19 protein-coding genes and 1 pseudogene are annotated in these 18,302 nt (G+C 36.3%); 14 read left to right on the top strand and 6 right to left on the bottom strand.

What is annotated here, in order from left to right; all coding sequences use genetic code 11:
* Positions 1-58: 58 nt before the first annotated feature.
* From G6R09_RS09075 to G6R09_RS09085, 3 genes are all read left to right on the top strand, one after another.
* On the top strand, positions 59-535 hold the full coding sequence (locus G6R09_RS09075; protein WP_373423711.1) for a VF530 family DNA-binding protein: 477 nt from the start codon (positions 59-61) through the stop codon (positions 533-535).
* Positions 536-680: 145 nt separating this feature from the next.
* The gene (locus tag G6R09_RS09080; RefSeq protein WP_065176934.1) at positions 681-2,276 is read left to right on the top strand and encodes an ABC-F family ATPase; all 1,596 of its coding nucleotides are present in this window, start codon (positions 681-683) and stop codon (positions 2,274-2,276) included.
* Between the two features lie 124 nt (positions 2,277-2,400).
* The gene (locus G6R09_RS09085) at positions 2,401-2,856 is read left to right on the top strand and encodes a YaiI/YqxD family protein (protein ID WP_065166052.1); all 456 of its coding nucleotides are present in this window, start codon (positions 2,401-2,403) and stop codon (positions 2,854-2,856) included.
* 351 nt (positions 2,857-3,207) lie between these two features.
* On the opposite strand, the gene G6R09_RS09090 is transcribed toward G6R09_RS09085, so the two are convergent.
* From G6R09_RS09090 to G6R09_RS09105, 4 genes are all read right to left on the bottom strand, one after another.
* Complete coding sequence (locus tag G6R09_RS09090; RefSeq protein WP_163921828.1) at positions 3,208-4,725, bottom strand: hypothetical protein; 1,518 nt, start codon at positions 4,723-4,725, stop codon at positions 3,208-3,210.
* Between the two features lie 164 nt (positions 4,726-4,889).
* Positions 4,890-5,906 carry a tyrosine-type recombinase/integrase gene (locus tag G6R09_RS19920; protein WP_163921831.1) on the bottom strand — a complete coding sequence of 339 codons (1,017 nt, stop codon included), beginning with the start codon at positions 5,904-5,906 and terminating at the stop codon, positions 4,890-4,892.
* Positions 5,903-6,115, bottom strand: coding sequence for a DUF4224 domain-containing protein (locus G6R09_RS09100; RefSeq protein ID WP_163921834.1), 213 nt, complete (start codon positions 6,113-6,115; stop codon positions 5,903-5,905). Before G6R09_RS09100 ends, G6R09_RS19920 begins: the two co-directional genes overlap by 4 nt.
* Positions 6,116-6,138: 23 nt before the next feature.
* The gene (locus tag G6R09_RS09105; protein WP_163921837.1) at positions 6,139-6,498 is read right to left on the bottom strand and encodes a hypothetical protein; all 360 of its coding nucleotides are present in this window, start codon (positions 6,496-6,498) and stop codon (positions 6,139-6,141) included.
* Between the two features lie 109 nt (positions 6,499-6,607).
* Between G6R09_RS09105 and G6R09_RS09110 the strand changes: the two genes are divergently transcribed.
* The 9 genes from G6R09_RS09110 (at position 6,608) to G6R09_RS09150 (ending at position 13,167) form a co-directional block, all read left to right on the top strand.
* Positions 6,608-7,177: a toxin YdaT family protein gene (locus G6R09_RS09110; RefSeq protein ID WP_060999128.1), complete on the top strand. Its 570-nt coding sequence runs from the start codon at positions 6,608-6,610 to the stop codon at positions 7,175-7,177.
* 47 nt (positions 7,178-7,224) lie between these two features.
* On the top strand, positions 7,225-8,055 hold the full coding sequence (locus G6R09_RS09115) for a hypothetical protein (protein ID WP_163921840.1): 831 nt from the start codon (positions 7,225-7,227) through the stop codon (positions 8,053-8,055).
* The gene (locus tag G6R09_RS09120) at positions 8,052-8,777 is read left to right on the top strand and encodes an ATP-binding protein (RefSeq protein ID WP_163921842.1); all 726 of its coding nucleotides are present in this window, start codon (positions 8,052-8,054) and stop codon (positions 8,775-8,777) included. Before G6R09_RS09115 ends, G6R09_RS09120 begins: the two co-directional genes overlap by 4 nt.
* Entirely contained in the window at positions 8,774-9,364 is a 591-nt protein-coding gene (locus G6R09_RS09125) for a hypothetical protein (RefSeq protein ID WP_163921845.1), read from the top strand. Before G6R09_RS09120 ends, G6R09_RS09125 begins: the two co-directional genes overlap by 4 nt.
* Before the next feature lie 246 nt (positions 9,365-9,610).
* Positions 9,611-10,792 carry a DUF262 domain-containing protein gene (locus G6R09_RS09130; protein ID WP_205522990.1) on the top strand — a complete coding sequence of 394 codons (1,182 nt, stop codon included), beginning with the start codon at positions 9,611-9,613 and terminating at the stop codon, positions 10,790-10,792.
* A gap of 1 nt (position 10,793) precedes the next feature.
* Entirely contained in the window at positions 10,794-11,771 is a 978-nt protein-coding gene (locus tag G6R09_RS09135) for an MAE_28990/MAE_18760 family HEPN-like nuclease (RefSeq protein ID WP_163921848.1), read from the top strand.
* A gap of 257 nt (positions 11,772-12,028) precedes the next feature.
* Complete coding sequence (locus G6R09_RS09140; RefSeq protein WP_163921851.1) at positions 12,029-12,244, top strand: HP1 family phage holin; 216 nt, start codon at positions 12,029-12,031, stop codon at positions 12,242-12,244.
* 163 nt (positions 12,245-12,407) lie between these two features.
* Positions 12,408-12,836, top strand: coding sequence for a tyrosine-type recombinase/integrase (locus G6R09_RS09145; protein WP_163921854.1), 429 nt, complete (start codon positions 12,408-12,410; stop codon positions 12,834-12,836).
* A 40-nt stretch (positions 12,837-12,876) separates the two neighbouring features.
* Positions 12,877-13,167 carry a MarR family winged helix-turn-helix transcriptional regulator gene (locus tag G6R09_RS09150; protein WP_163921857.1) on the top strand — a complete coding sequence of 97 codons (291 nt, stop codon included), beginning with the start codon at positions 12,877-12,879 and terminating at the stop codon, positions 13,165-13,167.
* Here G6R09_RS09150 and G6R09_RS09155 read toward each other — a convergent pair.
* Both G6R09_RS09155 and G6R09_RS09160 read right to left on the bottom strand, forming a co-directional pair.
* Entirely contained in the window at positions 13,157-13,855 is a 699-nt protein-coding gene (locus tag G6R09_RS09155) for a DUF4145 domain-containing protein (protein ID WP_163921860.1), read from the bottom strand. The genes G6R09_RS09150 and G6R09_RS09155 overlap by 11 nt on opposite strands.
* A 294-nt stretch (positions 13,856-14,149) precedes the next feature.
* Positions 14,150-16,087, bottom strand: a complete 1,938-nt coding sequence (locus tag G6R09_RS09160; protein ID WP_163921863.1) for a hypothetical protein — start codon at positions 16,085-16,087, stop codon at positions 14,150-14,152.
* Positions 16,088-16,403: 316 nt separating this feature from the next.
* Between G6R09_RS09160 and G6R09_RS09165 the strand changes: the two are divergent.
* Both G6R09_RS09165 and G6R09_RS09170 read left to right on the top strand, forming a co-directional pair.
* A pseudogene (locus G6R09_RS09165) lies at positions 16,404-16,526 on the top strand (DUF188 domain-containing protein); the annotation flags it as partial.
* 533 nt (positions 16,527-17,059) lie between these two features.
* Positions 17,060-18,302 (top strand): Ig-like domain-containing protein (locus G6R09_RS09170; protein ID WP_163921865.1); only part of this gene is annotated, 1,243 nt, incomplete at its 3' end.

Raw genomic sequence — 18,302 nt, forward strand, 5'->3', positions numbered from 1 at the left:
GTCAGTGATTACCAGTATAATAACTCTAGCACTCAGCCAATACCTGCTAGGAATAATGATGTCAGAGTTAGAGCAACAACCACAAACCCCAAAAGCGCCAAAAGAATTGACGCTAGAGCAGCAATTACTGCAAAACAACCCATTACATGGTCTTAGCTTAGAGAAAATGATAACGGAGCTAGTTGATCATTATGGCTGGGAAATTCTTGATACTGCATTGCGTATGAATTGTTTTAATACCAAGCCTTCGATTGCGAGTAGTGTTAAATACCTCAAAAAAACAGAGTGGGCACGTGAAAAAGTAGAAGCTTTCTATTTGTCTCGTTTCAAGCGCATGCCTCGTGCATCGGCGGCAGAGTTTGAATTGCCACCACGTATGCGCACGTTTGCTCACGGTATTACACCAAAATCGCCAATGGAACTCACGGTTGAGTCTATTTTGTTATCACAAGCAAAAGCAGCATCAGCGCATAAAGAACGTTCAAACAGTGGTCGTAATGGTGGCCGCAATAACGGCGGTCGATCGCGCCGTTAATCATTGGTTACTAAATAGCAGCACTAATTTAGGGTGATGTATGTCACGAAAGCTGCTATACTAGACAACAATTTAGAGAAAAAGTCGCCTATCTTGAGCGGCTTTTTTAATGCTTGATATATTCACAAATTTTGGAAACAGTACATTGATTTCAACAGCTAATATCACAATGCAATTTGGCGATAAGCCATTATTTGAAAACATCTCAGTTAAATTTGGTGGTGGCAACCGTTACGGCCTGATCGGCGCAAATGGTTGTGGTAAATCGACATTCATGAAAATCTTGGGTGGCGAACTAGAGCAATCTGGTGGCACTGTTTCACTTGATCCTAACGAGCGTATGGCTAAGTTAGGTCAGGACCAATTTGCATTCGAAAACTACAGCGTTGTTGACACTGTAATCATGGGCCATAAAGAACTATGGACTGTGAAAGAAGAGCGTGACCGCATTTATGCAATGCCTGATATGTCTGAAGACGACGGTATGCGTGTTGCTGATCTTGAAGTTGAATTCGCAGAAATGGACGGCTACTCAGCAGAAGCACGTGCTGGCGAACTTCTTTTAGGTCTTGGTATTTCTGAAGATCAACACTTTGGTCTAATGAGCGCTGTTGCTCCAGGTCTTAAAGTTCGTGTTCTATTGGCTCAGGTATTGTTTGCTAACCCAGACATCATGCTACTTGACGAACCAACGAACAACTTGGACATTCACACCATCGCATGGCTTGAGCAGATCCTTCTTGCACGTAACTGCACAATGATCATCATCTCGCACGACCGTCACTTCCTAAACAGCGTATGTACTCACATGGCTGACTTAGATTACGGTGAGCTTCGTCTATTCCCTGGTAACTACGACGAATACATGATGGCTGCTGAGCAAGCTCGTGATCAACTTCAAGCAGACAATGCGAAGAAGAAAGCACAGATGGCTGAACTACAAACGTTCGTAAGCCGTTTCTCTGCTAACGCATCTAAAGCTAAGCAAGCAACATCTCGTCAAAAGCAATTAGACAAGATCCAGCTAACAGCAGTGAAAGCATCTAGCCGTCAATCTCCGTTCATTCGTTTCGATCAGGAAAAAGAACTGTTCCGTAACGCACTTGAAGTTGAAGGTCTAAAACAAGGTTACGGCGACAACATTCTTATCAATGGCGTTAACCTGTTGGTAGAAGTGGGTGAGCGTATTGCGATCATCGGTGAAAACGGTATCGGTAAATCAACCTTCCTTAATACCCTTGCAGGCCAAATGGAGCCAATGGAAGGTATGATTAAGTGGTCTGAAAACAACAATATCGGTTTCTACGCACAGGATCACAGCGCTGATTTCGCTGAAGACATCACACTACTAGAGTGGATGAGTCAGTGGAAGAAAGAAGGCGACGACGAGCAAGTTGTTCGTGGTATCCTTGGTCGTATGCTATTCTCACAAAACGACATTAAGAAGTCTGTTAAAGTGATTTCTGGTGGTGAGCAAGGTCGTATGCTGTTTGGTAAGCTAATCATGCAACGTCCTAACATCCTACTAATGGATGAACCAACAAACCACATGGACATGGAATCTATTGAAGCACTTAACCTAGCGTTAGAGAACTTCAAAGGTACACTAATGTTCGTATCTCATGACCGTCAGTTTGTAACATCTGTTGCAACACGTATCATCGAGATCACTAAAGATGGCGTAGAAGACTTCCACGGCACGTACGATGAGTACATCGCTAAGAAAGGTCTTGTAGGTTAAGTTTCAGCTTAATGAACCTGACTGAGTTAACGATTTAATAGAAAGCCGCCTTGATATAGGGCGGCTTTTTTGCATTTAAATTTAACGTGTTAATTCGCGTTATATAGGCATTTAAGGAAAAGTGATGAAAATCTGGGTTGATGCTGATGCATGTCCAAACGTGGTAAAAGAGATCCTTTTTCGCGCAGCTGATCGCGCTAAAGTTCACGTAACGCTGGTGGCGAATCAATATATTCGTACTCCCCCATCTCCTTTTTTACGCTCGATTCAAGTAGAGCAGGGCTTTGATGTTGCAGATAACTATATTGTGCAGCAAGCCGAAATAGGGGATTTGGTGATCACCGCCGATATTCCATTGGCTGATGAATTGATCACCAAAGGTGCACACGCATTAAACCCGCGCGGTGAAATGTACACCAAAGACACCATTAAACAACGCCTGCAAATGCGCGACTTTATGGAAACCATGCGGAGTAGTGGAATTCAGACAGGTGGACCGTCTGCATTAACGCAAGCTGACCGCCAAAATTTCGCTAATAAACTCGATGCTTTCTTAGCTAAAAACCATAAGATACAATAAGTTATAGCTATGGAGGTAAATTCAGTTTTACCTCCTTTTCTCCCTTCTGCGTTATTCACATTTCTTCTTATTTTCCTGCTAAATCCCAATTGCTAACGTTTTGCTAATATAAATGATTATTTTGCATTTTTTTATAATACACAGGTGCATAATTATCTAAAATAAGTGAATTTAATTGGGTGGGGTTTAGCGATTTATTCTGACTGTAATTGTCAGAATTAATTATTGAAATAAAGGTTAAATTTATTTATATGTAATATTTTTATAAAATATCTATGGGTTTTGGTAAATAATAGATAGCCATATATTGTTTATGAGCTAGCAATTTAGCTAACTCATACAATTTTTCAGTTAATTATGCTCGTCTACATATATTTTTAGCGATTGATTTTCAAGTTTTTTGATTTGTTCGTTGGTAGGAATATGATCGTTAAAGGACAACGTATCTAGAATTTCAACTTTATAAGCTTGGTATATGAAATCTTCTGTTTTGCGAGCAAATACTAGAGTAATAGCACCAAATGTAGAGTTACCTAATACTACGATGAAACTAACTGGTTGCTTTATTTCTTCAAGTTTCTTTTCTAACGCGTCTGTAGCCCTTAATTGAAGGCTATCGACATCGTTTTGGAGAAGTTTACATAAGGCTTGGATTCTATTTTCTTCTTGAATTAGTTGTTCCATATGAACTTCTAAAGAACTATCTATATCAAACTTATTTTTTAAAAACTGAAGGTTATTGACTAAATCAGAGAAATCATCATGATTATGTTTTATATCGCATTGATAAGACATTGATCCATTTTCTATCCCGAAGTCGAGATCTAGAAAAAGAGGTTTACCTGAGTTACTAGGACTAAACACTTTGAAAAAACGGATGCATTCTTCTATCGACACTTTTTTGTCGAGCGTTTCATGAAGCTTAATGTTTTCAAATGAGTCTTTAGTCATTATTCCAAGTTCAATTGAAAATAAATTTGATTTAATTAACAATCTATTATATTCAGTTAGTACACTTGGAACCTGTAGTAGTTCAGCGTCAAATGATATGGATGATGAATAAATACTGGTTTTAAAGCGTAGCTTGCATTTACTATGTATTTTTGGAGATACTTCAATTTCAGCTTCATCGGATTCTTTAATGTTTATCCCGTTTAGCTTAAATCGCGTGTCTTTTATGAGTGCATCCTTAATATCCAAAGAAGTAGCTAAGCCTAATGCTTTATTCATAAAGTAGTCTTCTAATTCTTTACCACTTGTTTTGAAGTGGAGTTGGTAACCACCATTTTCGTAGCCTACAGTTTTAGTTAATTTATCTTTATCTTGCTGGTATTTAGCAATGCCATCAGGAGTAAAATTAACTATTTCATCTCTTAGTACTTCACCAGTATTCTCTCGTAGTTTATTATTCTTTCCGTAGCTTACTTTTAATTCAATTTTGTTGAGTTTTTTTGGCGTTTTTAATAAATAGTTTTGACGGATTTTCTTTAATATTCTTGTTATTAGTTTCTCGTCTACGTGAACTAGATATGAGTGTTCAAGTACGGGAGATATAGAGTTGTCATATTCGTAAAAAAGGATAAAAGCGGGAGAGGTATAATCTACTAATCTCTTCAAGGCTGATAGTTTTATATTAACACTTTTATCAGTACGTTGAGTAGATTTTAGTTGTATTTTACATTCAATAGGTTTTTCTTGTTTATCTTGAGGTGTGTCTGATTTTATGTAAGGAAATTCTACTAAATGATCCCATCCCATAGTGTCCTCTTCTAGAGAACGATTTGCTATAAGTCCTGCCGATGTACACCATCGAGATAACTCTTCTTCACCAAGCTTTCCTAAATTGACGTTATATTCGAAATTGGACAATTTAAACCTCTTTATATTTTTATTTTTCTTAAAATATTAAATGCATATCATATCATATGTAAAGTGAGTTTATTTTATTGGTATATTGAATCTAGGTTAATGAATTTAGTTGAATTATTGACTATAACGCAAAAAGCCCTCACTTCAAGTTGGAGGGCTTTTTGCTATTGATCACTCTTAGGCTGATTAATACTTTTTAGATTGAGTGGCGGTACCATGTCCACTTTACGATCATAGGTATTAACTTGAGCGAATTCTTTATGGCCAGAGAAACGTTGTTTGTCTGCCATGGTTCCTTCGTAATCTGAAATACCTTTAGCTTTTAAATCATGAAACGTGAAATCCGTATTGATGCCATATTCTAAAGCCGCTTTCTTTTTTGCTGCCTGCCAATAATCTTGTAGTGAACGATCGTGAACCTTTTGGCCATTAGGGCGACGAAGTACAAAGTTAGTTTGTTTTTCAGCTAACGTTTCAGATAGGGCGATTGCTTCACGCAAGCGTGGTGACCACATCTTAATTTGTTTCTTACCTGTTTTAGATTGAGTAATGAAAATACCGCCATCTAATAAATGCGAGTACTCAAGCTTTAATATGTCGCCCTTACGAGCTGCACATAAATAAGCCAGCTCCATTGCAACTTTAGTGATGGTATTAGCGCATTGGTAAACTGCGATATATTCTTCATCTGTAATATACCGATCACGTTGCTTGGCTGAAAACTTTCTTACCCCACGACATGGGTTTTTATCTATCTTGCCACGTTCGTATGACCATTGCATAACTTTAGAGAGTAGTGAAAAGTCATTGTTTGCAGCGGATGTTGAATGTTCACCACGTTTATCCATAAATGCGCGAATATGTTTAGGTAATAAAGCGTTAGGATTCATGTTACCAAACACTTTTATTAATATTGGAACTCGTGCCAAATTAGAACGCTGTGTTGATGGTGCAAGTGCTTTAAATTGCGGTGAATCAAAATATTCATGAAATAATTCAGCGGTATTTCTTCTATGCTTATTAATCAGCTTTTCATATTCGAGCCATACTAATGACAAAGGTGATTCAATAGGGCATATAGCAATTGAGCCTCCTGATTTAGGGTGCCAACGGTATTTTTTACCATGAGCATAAACACGAGGTGGCAGTTTACGTTTGCTTTTGTTACTGCATTCTTTCATGTTAACGCCTCTAGGTTAAATCCATCGTTATTATTATTATTGCGGTGTGAAGCAGGGTGGTTAATGTGATACCAAGTTGTTCTTATACGACCATCTTTCCCTTCAACATAAAAGATGCCGTGGCTTCTTAAACAAGAAGCTTGATCTGCAGCGCGGCTATAACCTGTTAGTTCTACTAATTCAGAGGAGGTAATAATTAGATTCTGCATGATTAAATCCTTTTATTTGATGGTTAAGAAAGACGAACTCGATTCATGGTGTGCCAGCAACGAGCATCACCTTTAAATAAGCCTCCCGCCTTTAATTTTGCACATCCTTCCGGTAATGACTCACCACAATGTTGGCAAGTACCTAGTGATTGTTTGATTTGTTCCATCTCACCATGAATACGATGGATCATTAGTTGTAATGCTTCGGCGCTATCACAAGCTATATTGGGATAAGAGAAGAATTTACAGATCTCATTTAGCCGTTCGACTTCCATATTATTTAATGGAAGAGGAAAACTGGTCACGCCATTGGTTTTGCGGTTATCTCTCAAACGTTGGGCGCGTTTACGTGCTTGTTCACGCTTTTTATCATTAGTAGTCATAAGCCGAGATATGTTATAGAAAGTGAATAGCTTCATGAGCAAATTGCTCGACAAGTTCTTGAGTGATGTCGGTTTCTTCTGGTTATTTATACAGTTAAGGAAAACCCGCATGTCAATTCAGAGCCTAAAAAGCGTTATGCGTAACGCTGTAGAGGGATGGCGTACTGAAGTCAGTAAAGAGTTCATTGCTCAAAAAGTTGCCCGTCAATATCACAACATGGATTTACCGTTTGAAGTTGATGCCCAACGAAAGCAATTGCTTAAACCGGTAGGGGCTGATGATAAGAACAACCAACAAAACTTTTTCCGTTATTTAGAACGAACCAGTATTGAAGCCAAAGCTACCATGATGGATTTATTACCGGCTATTTTGGTTGCCTTACCTAAACAACGAGCTTCTGATGCGCTCAATGCGTTTTTAAATCCACTCGGGTTTTCCGTAGCAGTAATAGGAACGGGGAGTGAAACACCTAAACGTGATCAGCTACTGGCGATGTTTAACAAAGAGTCATCCGAAGCATTGTCATCGTTATTGTTGCTACCTGATAACGCCACCGTAGAACAGCTTCGTGCTGCTTACCGTGAAGTACAAGAAAGTGAAGGCTCTCATAAACCTTTACTGGGTTATTTAGAAACATTAATGACCGCTAAAAACCACAAGGTTGGCAGCCATGAATAAGTGTTATCAAGCTATCAACATTACATCAATACAGGTACGGGGGCTGTATGTCAGGGTTATTTAACGCAATACGCGAGTTATCAGGTAATGAAGCTAATATCAGTATTCCGCGTGTTTACATTCGTTTTTGTAACGGTGATTTAAACCAAGCTGCAGTGCTGTCTCAGTTAGTGTTTTGGTCAGGTCGTACAACCAGAACAGATGGTTGGTTCTATAAGCGTCATGAGCAATTGGCGGATGAATTAGGCTTCTCTGTAGACCAAGTTCGTTATGCATTGAAGAAGCTAAAAACACGCTTAAATGATTGCCTAGAAACAGCCCGTAAGAAGGCAAATGGTGTACCGACAGTGCACTACAAATTCAACGAATCAAAGCTAATGGAAATCATCTTTTTTAGTCAACATTCCGATTCGGTAAATTTACCGAATGGAAACGGGAATATTACCGAATCCATTAACAGATCCAATACAGATCCGATAAAACAGATCAATAACCCTGTAGTCCCTTGCGAGGATGCTTATCAAGATTCTCAAATCACTGAGCAACCACAACCAGCACCACAGGAACGTAATACCAAGCCTGTTCGTGTTCAGCGTAAATTGAAAACCGAACTGGCAGATGATTTCACCATCACCGAGTCGATGCAGCAGTGGTACTCAGCACAAGGTTTTACACTCGATGCACAAGCAGCAACCTGTCAGTGGGCGGATGCGATGAAAGCCCGTGATTGTAAATATTTAGATTGGGTAGCCGCTTGGCGTAACGGCATGCGCAATGCCAACAAGTGGGCAGCAGAGCGTACTAACAAACAAATCTCAGCCACACAGCGAATGGGTGCCAGCGATGGCAAATATGGTCCACCGGAGGATTATCGATGAACATCACGCAACGTTTGGCGCAAACCATGCCAGCCCATGTGAAGCCATACACTTACGAGCAAATGCAAGCCATTCGTCAGCGTGAAGCCGATGTGGTCGCTAAGAATCTTTATGAGCAAAACCAACAAACACGAGTGTCAAAAGCATTAGGACGTTCAGGTATCAAGAAGCGTCACCAACACTGCAGCTTTGATAACTTCGTGATTCAGAATGCAGGTCAGCAACATGCGTTCGATGAATCAAAAACATTTGTAGATAATTTACTGAATGATCGTGCATGTGGTGGTTTCATCTTTGCGGGTACATCAGGCACAGGAAAAAACCACTTAGCGTGTGCGATTGCCAATCAAGCACTTCAGCAACGCCGATCAGTGGTAGTGATCACCGTTGCCGAATTGATGCTTAAATTTCGTGATACTTACCGTCAGGACTCAGCAACCAGTGAAACAGCACTGATTCGTTTTCTGAGTAATGTTGATTTGCTGGTGATAGATGAATTGGGCGTTCAGCACAACAGCAATAATGAACGAGTAATGATAAACCGCATCATTGATGAACGTTATACCCTAGAAAAACCAACAGGGGTGATTACCAACCTTCAGAGTGATGAACTTATAACAACCTTAGGCCGCGCAGCTGTCGACCGCATTATGGAAGACGGTAAGTGGGTAACGTTTAATTGGGCAAGTTTTAGAATTAACAAAGGAACACAACCAGCATGAGAATCGAAACCCTGTTGAGTAAATTTGCGATCAAAGGAATCAACTACGATCCTCAGTCTGGCGGTGGTAAAGCGTTATTGTCTGCTGAAGAACAATTGGCGGTAGTCGGGTTATGTTGGCATGAATCGCCAGTAGGGTGGTTGGTACTGTTTGTTGAAGGGCTAAGAGATGTTCATGCACTCAAACAGCTACAAATAGCGACTAGGGGCGAAACATTACGATTAATGGAAGATTGGCGCGGTGTTTACCCTGAAAAGGCGTTAACAGCATTATGTGCGACCGCGATTGCTGAAGCGACTCAACAGAATGGCCAAGTGTGTCCCGAGTGTAATGGTAGTGCCATTGTAGTAGATAAGAATCGTAATCGTTGTAAATGTCAGTGCTGTAAATCTGGTCGTATTGTATGGACACAAGAAACTCGCTTTGCGTATTTTGCGCAGGTTTTACCTGTGACTTATAGCCGCTTTAAGCGTTATAACATGGTGTTGGATCAGTTGGTGGTTTGGCTAGTTGAGAATAGGGCTGTGGCTGTTATGGTGATGGAAGAGCAGGTTGAAAGGGAAGGTCGTTTTCTTGCTGTTTTATGAATTGTTGGAATATAAAGATCATTATTTATTATAATTTAATTAAACCTAAGCTGGTATTTTAACTGATTGGAAACAAATAAAATACTAGGGTTTAACGAGGTGGTTCTATTTGTTTGTTAACTTTCCCATGATTAATAGCGTTCAACGTTTATTCGTGAATTGTGTTTAATTTCAATAACTTTCTTATTGCTTGCTTGAATAAGCAAATGATATCATAAATTATAAAGAATATAGAGGATGTATTTTATGCGAGCAGAATCAGAAAAGAGTATGTGGCAAATTAAGCCCAAAGTTCGTAATAGCAGATTAACTGCTACTCAAATAAATGAAAAATACGAGAAAGGTGAGCATCGTATTGTAACTGAAACGAATAGAGAAAAATTGCCTAATTTCGTTGATGCTCTCAAACGTAATGAATATATGGAAGTTCGTCCATTTTACCAAAGACGTTCTCGTTGGGATATTGAACGTCAGTCAAAGTTAATTGAATCATTTATTATTAATATACCTGTACCGCCTATATTTTTATATGAACAATCTTTTAATTCTTATGAAGTAATGGATGGGCAGCAACGTATAACAGCAATTGATGATTTTTATAAAAATAAATTTGCGTTAAAAGGATTAGATTTGTGGCCAGAATTAAATGGTCTTACATATTCAGAATTACCTAATAAAATTAGAGCCGGATTGGATAGAAGAGCTATTTCCTCTATTGTACTATTAACTGAGTCAGCTCAAGAAGAAGAGGATGCTATATTCTTAAGGCAGTTAGTTTTTGAACGGTTGAATACAGGGGGGATCAAATTAGAAAGACAAGAAATTAGAAACTCTCTTGGTTCTGGTTTATTTAATAATCTTCTTTTTAAATTAGCTCGATTGGATAATTTTCGTTATATTTGGGAACTACCTAAATATGAAGTAGAGGAAGATACAAACCATAAATTACCAATTTATGAAACGGCTTTCTTTAAGAAAATGGAAGATATTGAAGTTGTATTAAGGTTTTTTGCTTTAAGACATATGGAACAGTACCGTTATGGTATACAGGGTTTCCTTGATCTTTACATGATTCGAAGTAAAAAATTTAATGCTAAAGATTGTGAGGTGTTAGAAAACCTATTTACTAATACTCTTGAAACGTCAATTGCAATTTTTGGGGGTGATACCTTTAGGGTATATGAGAAAGGTGCTTTTTCAGGGAAATCGAGAAAAGGTGTTTATGACGCTGTAATGGTTTCTTTATCTGAGTTTACAGATGAATTTGATCGTTTAATTGAGAAGAAAGACTTTATTATAAGACAAACGATTGATTTATTTGAATCTCAGGGTATATCTAGTGTTACTGGACGAGCAAGTACTAAAGCTGATTTAGAAAACCGTATTGATTTCTTTAGGCAAATATTTGCCTCAGCATTGGTAAATTAAGATGTTTCAGCCTCTTTATGATAAAACCTCTCAAAATATAGAGGTTATTAAACATTTACTCGATGAACATCAAAGAATAAGTTCTGTTGCTACATCAGTTAGCCAAAGAAGAGATATTAAGATATTCTCAATAGCATCTTCAGTTACAAGACTTTATGCTGTTTACGAAAGTTATATTGAAACAATATTGTCTGATTATTTGGATTCTATTGCGGATTTAGTTGTATTCTCAGATTTATCTGATGGGTTTCGTACTGAATATAGGCTTGGGATTTCTCATATATTGAGTAGGATAGATCAAGGCCGATATAAACATTTAAACCATGAAGATATCGTAAATCGTTATCATACAGCTTTAAATGGTGGCCAGCCCTATCAGTTTGTTACTGATGCATTAGTTCGACATGAACAGAATTTACGATTTAATATTATTAATAATTTATTTTCTAAACTTGGGTTGGATAACTTTGATTCATGGTCATCAAAGCATCCATTGATGGCTGTTTTTTTTGAATCAGACTCTGTAACTAAGGAAATGATTGAAAATGAAATTAAAACTTTTGTAGAGTTAAGAAATGATGGTTCACATGGTGAAATTGATGATTTAATTGATATTGAAATAATGAAGTCTTACTGTCAATTTATTATTTCTTTCTTAGAAGTGATTCGACAATTTGTTTCTAAAAATCTTATTGATTTAATGGTTGATAAGGGTTTAATTATTAAGTTGGGAAAGGTTACTGAATCTTTTGGTCAAAATGGAGCTTTTATTTTGACAGCTAAAAAAGATACTTTAATATCAGTGTCTGATAAGATTTATATTTCAAGTAATAATACATTCTCATCTCAATATATAGATTCAATTCGTTTGAATGATGTTCAAAATGAGACATTGGAAATTATTGATGATAATTTAGAGGTTGGATTGAAGTGTCAGACACTAATAAAAAATAATTCTATTATATATAAAAACTGTTAAATATAAATTGGATTTTTAGGCTGTAATGTATTCATCTCGAGTAGATAAAGTTTCAATATAATTTATTATTCTCATAGCAATTATCAAAGATGAATTTATTTTAACATGTTAAATTAAGTGATTGACATAAAATAATTATATAGGCAAAATCCCCACATTGCAGAACCTCACCTACTCGGTGGGGTTTTGTCGTTTTAGGATTCCATTAAATCCATAACCGTCCTTTGAGGCGGTTTTTTTATGTCTGAAATTCGCCTATGAGAGAGAAAGTTATTAGCTGGTTTGCCTACCTTTGGGCAGGTTTAACCGGTGTAGCCTCTGGTCTTTCCCTGAACGAAATAGGGGTGCTCATCTCTATTTTTGCCACCGTATTTACCGCGTTTATTAACTGGTTTTATCGACATCGAACCCTCAAAGCCCTGCAAAACCATCCAGAGGTGAAGAAAATCTATGAGCAAATTGAAGAAGACTAAAAAGACAGGACATCCATAACTTTCCCTTCATAAAACTGGCCATTATTACGCTATTATCTAAGACTGATTATCGTCATGTCCTATAGTGAATGCTCTCGCGTTGGTGAATCTACTTTCAGCTGGTTGAATTTTCAAAGTAAATATATGGCTGTCCTATATTTCAATGAGTTATCCACTTACCGCTGAGATGATTGAACTATTACGTTCATATCAAGCATGGCAACGTGAGCTAGGCGATAACAGTGATCACTTGTTCCCGTTATCTCGTTGGAATAATCAGCCAATCCACAGTGCTAAAGCCAGTGAATGGGTGCGGGGAGTATCTAAGAAGGCATGGAGTGCACATGATCTTAGAAAGCGAGCACGATCAATATGGGCGGAATTGGGTGTTGATTACATTGTGTGTGAATCACTGTTAAATCATGCTAGGGATAAGCTAGATCAAGCCTATATCCATACACATATGGAATTACAGAAGAAAGAAGCGTTAGAAACGTACCATAAATGGCTTAAAAAAGGATGGTGTACCTGTCTAGCACCTGTCTCGATTCAAAATCCAATCATCGATAAACCCTTATCCAGACTGGCTTGAAGCCACTTTTCATTATAAACCTCAGCGGATGATAATAAGAATGCAGATTTGTACGAAAAACGAACAAATCAACGCTAATTTGATGGGGGCAGCACGTGTTGTTCCTCATCAAGTTGGTCTAATCAAATTAAGTAAAACCCAGTTGAAAGTTCTGCAGTCGATTATGCCTGGTGAAAAGGTAACAGCAGAGCAGATTGCCGAGCGTTGTGAGTTGTCCTGTTCGTGGGCCAGTACCTTGTTGAAGACGGTTTGGGAGAGGGGGTATTTGGTGAGGACCGCCTTCATGAGGGAAGGCGGTGGTGTTGTATTTTATTACTTAATTATTTTGTGATAAAAGAGCCTTTAGCTTTATTAATCTCTTTTGCATGAGCCAAAATAGTTGTTTTTTTATCTGTATCTGGATATTGGTTTTTTAAGATTAATTCAGTTGCATTGAAGGCAAAAGCTAAATCACATTCTAGAAGTTTTGCTTCATGGGTAGCATCATTTCCTAGCCATTTAATGGCTTTCATTAGATCTCTTATATCAGAATTATCATCAGGTATATCATTAATCTTATTTCCTAATGTCCGTTTAGTCGCTGTTTCTTGAACTAGTTCATTAACAATGATTTCTAATGCAGCACGTAACCTGTTTCCTGCAGCAGGAAAGTCAGCCCATGCAAGTGAAAATGCCGATTTAATAATTTTTTTTAATTGGTTTGGTGTGTTTTCTGGAATATTAAATATATCTAGAGTCGGGTTAAAATATTTAGGAGTATAGAACGGCGTATAATTAGGACTCAAAGCTGTTTCATGATCATAATCTTGTTCTAAAGCACCGATACCAGAAACTGTGTATTTTTCATCGCAGTTTTTACAAGTAAGAATACCAGAAAAAACGAATTCAACCCATTCAGGTTCCCACTCTGGATGATCGTAATTGTCGACAGAATCTTTTAATTCTGCTTTACAGAATGAATTCTTTTCAAAATGTAAGTGTCCTGAACCACAATGAGAACATTTATATTCTTCTGGCACTTTATTTTCGTATAGGGAGTAGATGAATGATTGGTTCATGTAATCTAAAGCGGAATACATAGTATATTTAATCCTTTATTGGTATCTTTTGTTGTAATACGACTAATTATACATTGAGAAGCATATACTTATAGTTATCTTTACTAGGTTCTTCTGATAGCCCTAAAGAGTCAAACGAGTCAGACTCTCGGGAAATAAAAATTTTCGGGGCTTCTTAGCCACCACCACCGAGGTTGGTGATTTAGACCATTTTTGGTGGTGGAGGGCAGAACGTGATGCGTAACGTTATTGTCTTTATAATATTGCAGAGGTGTAAGACTTAGAAATAATAGTTGATAACTTTGTTTTATTCATTTTCCTATTTTTATGTGTTTCAGTTGGTGATTCTGAAGGTAAAGAAACAAACATAATCTTATATTTCTCATCGTAAATAAGTGTGAATCCTGTGGAATATTTAGGGTTATCTATAGTAAGTAGTAGAGTCTGATTTTCTAACAAAATTTCCTTTATTTCGTTAACATCTCTACCAAAGATAAAAAAAATCAAATATCCTGAGTGCTTGCTATTTTCTGTATAATGTTTTATTTGAGTAATAGCACTATCATACTTATCTCTTATTTTATGAATGTCATCATTTTTAATTAATTTACATTCAATGAATGCTTTTTCTGGACCATTCACGAATAAACCAAATACTTCTAAATCACATCGACCCATGGAAATTGGAGTTTCGGCTGAGCATTGGTATGCTTCACGATCAATGTATGTTTTTAACTTTTTTGTCAAAGATGGTTCAGGTAGACACTTATTATCGTTATCAGTAGATTCTGAAGTAATCCAATTTGTTCTATCTCCCTTAAAGCTACTAATAGCGTCAAGTAATAAGGATTCCATATTCTCTAAAACTCCGTAAATATTAACGACATTAGAGTTTAATGGCTCTATATTATTAGATTTTTCTATATCACATAGATTAAAAATATGATTAGGGGTTTCTATATCTTCCGAATAGTTTGAAGTTTGAATTTTTTTTTGTTTTAATTGGCTTTCTATATAAAAATTGTATGATTTTATGATCAATAGCATACGAAGCATAACTTTACATACTGGATAGTATTTAAATTGAGAACGGATATTATTAATAGAAAATGTATCAACATCAATATATTTAATTAAATCTATTTGTCTATAATTAGAGAATGTTTGATCTGATATACAGACATTACAATCATGTAAGCTTCGTAAATTGTTAATTATCTTATTAATAGCATAAGTCAACTCTATATAAATTTGTTCGTTTTTTTTGTTGATGAAATTATATATAGAATTTAACTCTATAGATATTTCTTCACATGATGATAATAATATATTTCTCATATTCCGTAGAGGTATTGGAAAAACACTTAAATAGAATTCAGTACTTTCTTTATTATCCATAATGGTATACATGACATTATGGATTGGCCATTCAGAGCTTGGATGGGATTCTGTTATTTTAATAACTTTTAAAAATTCAGGAAGTTCTAGTTTTAAGTTGTTTATTATTGAAATTGAGTGGTTATTAATACTATAAACAGAAATGTTAATTACTCTTTTATCTAAAGGGACATTTTTGTAATTATACATCATAGATTCAGTTATTAATTGATTAACTTTTGATGCTATTATTTTATTACATTGTTCTTCATTCCAGCTTGGCTGTAGACATACTGAATTATTAAAGAATATATTTGATATATCATAACCAGATTCTGTCTTATTTAGATCATTATATATATGAAGAGTATTGCATTTAAGAAATGGAATAGTTTTTGGTATACAGCTATGTTTATTTTTTAGAACATCTGAATGGTTTAGTTGAACTAGTTCTTTATCATTATACTCAGTATGGTATTTAGGAAACTCTAAATATGTACGTGAAAATGCACTTTCAATTAGAGATAGTAAACCATTGGGGTATGTATATCTGTATTCAGTTGCAGCTCTAAGCGATTGAGATAACCCAGGATATCCATGATCGATAACGCTATCATGAGAACCATAATCATCGAAATTACCAGTGTTTAAGAATGTAGTTAACTCGCAAATTGCATCATGCACTTGTTTAACATAGATGTTACTTAATGATCCATTAGACTTTAGTACACGTTCTTTTTGATATTCTAAGTACTGTATTAAAGAATCTAGTGCTGAATTAACTTCAGTTTTAAATGGTAAAGCAATATCAGTCATGTATAAAACCCTTTTATGGTACTTGCAATATTAGAAGGTACAATTACGACTATCTTTTTGAATAATATAATATTCTTTGTTAAAATATATATTTTTTTACTAAATCTATTTTATTTGTCACAATATTAATTACAAAGATAAGTTTCATTAGCTTAAAATATCGCATTATTGAATAATAATTCATTATCCTTGTAATTAGTCATAATTAGATCGCTGCTAATACTCTAACTTTGTTATCAATAAATTCAATGCCTTATCGATTACGAGAAGTTAGCAAAAACAATAACAACTGTATGTATAAACAGGTTTTTATATTATGGAAACCATGCGCAGTAGTGGAATTCAGACAGGTGGACCGTCTGCATTAACACAAGCTGACCGCCAAAATTTCGCTAATAGACTCGATGCTTTCTTGGCTAAAAATCATAAGATACAATAAGTTATAACTATGGAGGTGAACTCGGTTTTACCTCCTTTTTTCCTTTCTGCTGTATTCACTTCTGTTGTTATTCTCTGCTAAATCTACTTAGCCTTATGGTTGTATCCCGTATCGTTATTTTAAATATTGAATACCGAATAAGAACAACCACGACATTATTTATTTAATTCGTTTATTTTCTACAATGAAATATGCATCTAACACGTTTCTGCCCCAAACTTTGTTATCGAGTGGTTTACTGCGTTTTTCTGGTAACTCATAATACTATACATAATAATTAATGGCATTTTTTGTCTGTTATTTCTAAATCAATACCATCATATAACCCAAAAGAAATATTATCTATAAACAGAAGCTTAGTCGATATTCATTCTTAATTTTAGATGAAAATATCAGAGTTATTATTTGAATGTCTGATGACGGAACCAGCTTAAAATAATACAGTTTTAGACTAATGCTCAAACATAATAAATTTAGATTACCTCTTATAGCTACAATCTTTGTTAGTCATTATCGATTGTGGGCATAAAAATATGAAAATTATCAAGGCAGAGCATACGTTAGCTATTAATAATGTTATTGGTGATGTTTTCCTACAAAACGTGCAGGGTGGTTTGGAATTATTAGAAACAGGGATGGAAGTACAAGCTAGTCAAATTCTTTATCTTGCTCTCGGTGCTAGTGTTGGATTTTCAGATAAAACCCGTGATGACTATATTTTAAGAAACTTTGACACCCGTGACATTGCTGATGTTCAGCAAAAGGATCTCGCTTTTGATGCTGTAGAATCAGCTGATGACCTAACAAAAATACAAGAAGCGACGGTAGCAGGAGCCGTATCAATTAGCTCTTCAATTTCAGAACCTATTATTATTGAATATGATAACGATCAAATATTAAGTGAAGCTGGCTTTGATACTGATTTTCAACGTCAGCTTGTTATTCAGGATGAAGATTTTGTAGGTGAAGACGATCAAAGTGTTATTACACAAACGCAACTTATTGTTGGTATTACAATTGATAGTATTTCTCAAGATAATGTTGTAACGGCTTTAGAATCGAAATCACCGCAATTGATTGTTGGCTCTGTGAGTGGTGATGCCAAAGTTGGCGATATTATTTCGGTTTTTATTGATGGTATACAAGTCGGAGAAACTCAAGTTGTCGCACAAAATGGTCAATTAATTTGGACTCTTGAGGTCGATGGAACAACGTTACTTCAAGCAAGTAAAGATACCATCTCAGCCACAGTAACAACGCAAGATGATGCTGGAAATTCTGCCTCTGCCAGTAGCACCCATGATTATCTCATTGATATTCAGGCAAGTATCACTATCAATCCCATTACTGGCGACAATATCATAACCCAATCTGAAGGCAATGAAGCGATACTGCCTATCACCGGATTTGTCGGTAAAGATGTACAACCAGGCGATCGTGTTACGGTGACCATTGATGGTAATGAATACACAACCACTGTGAACGAAGATCTTAGCTGGACAGTGAATGTCACAGGGGAAGATATTTTAAAAGCAGATCAAGTTACAGCCTCTGTTACCACAAATTATGGCGCTCCAACAGAAGCTACCGCATCCGATACCGAAGATTACAATGTCGTAATAGAAGCCAGTATTACGATAGATAGCATTGCAGATGATGGCATCATTAATCAAGACGAGAGTGAGGGTAAAGTACCGATTACAGGTAGCGTTGGTAACGACGTAAAACCGGGTGATGTGGTGACAATAACGATTGGTGATAAGACGGATACCTGTC

The sequence above is a fragment of the Photobacterium sp. Alg240-V54 genome (assembly GCF_900537155.1).
Taxonomy (GTDB): Bacteria; Pseudomonadota; Gammaproteobacteria; order Enterobacterales; family Vibrionaceae; genus Photobacterium.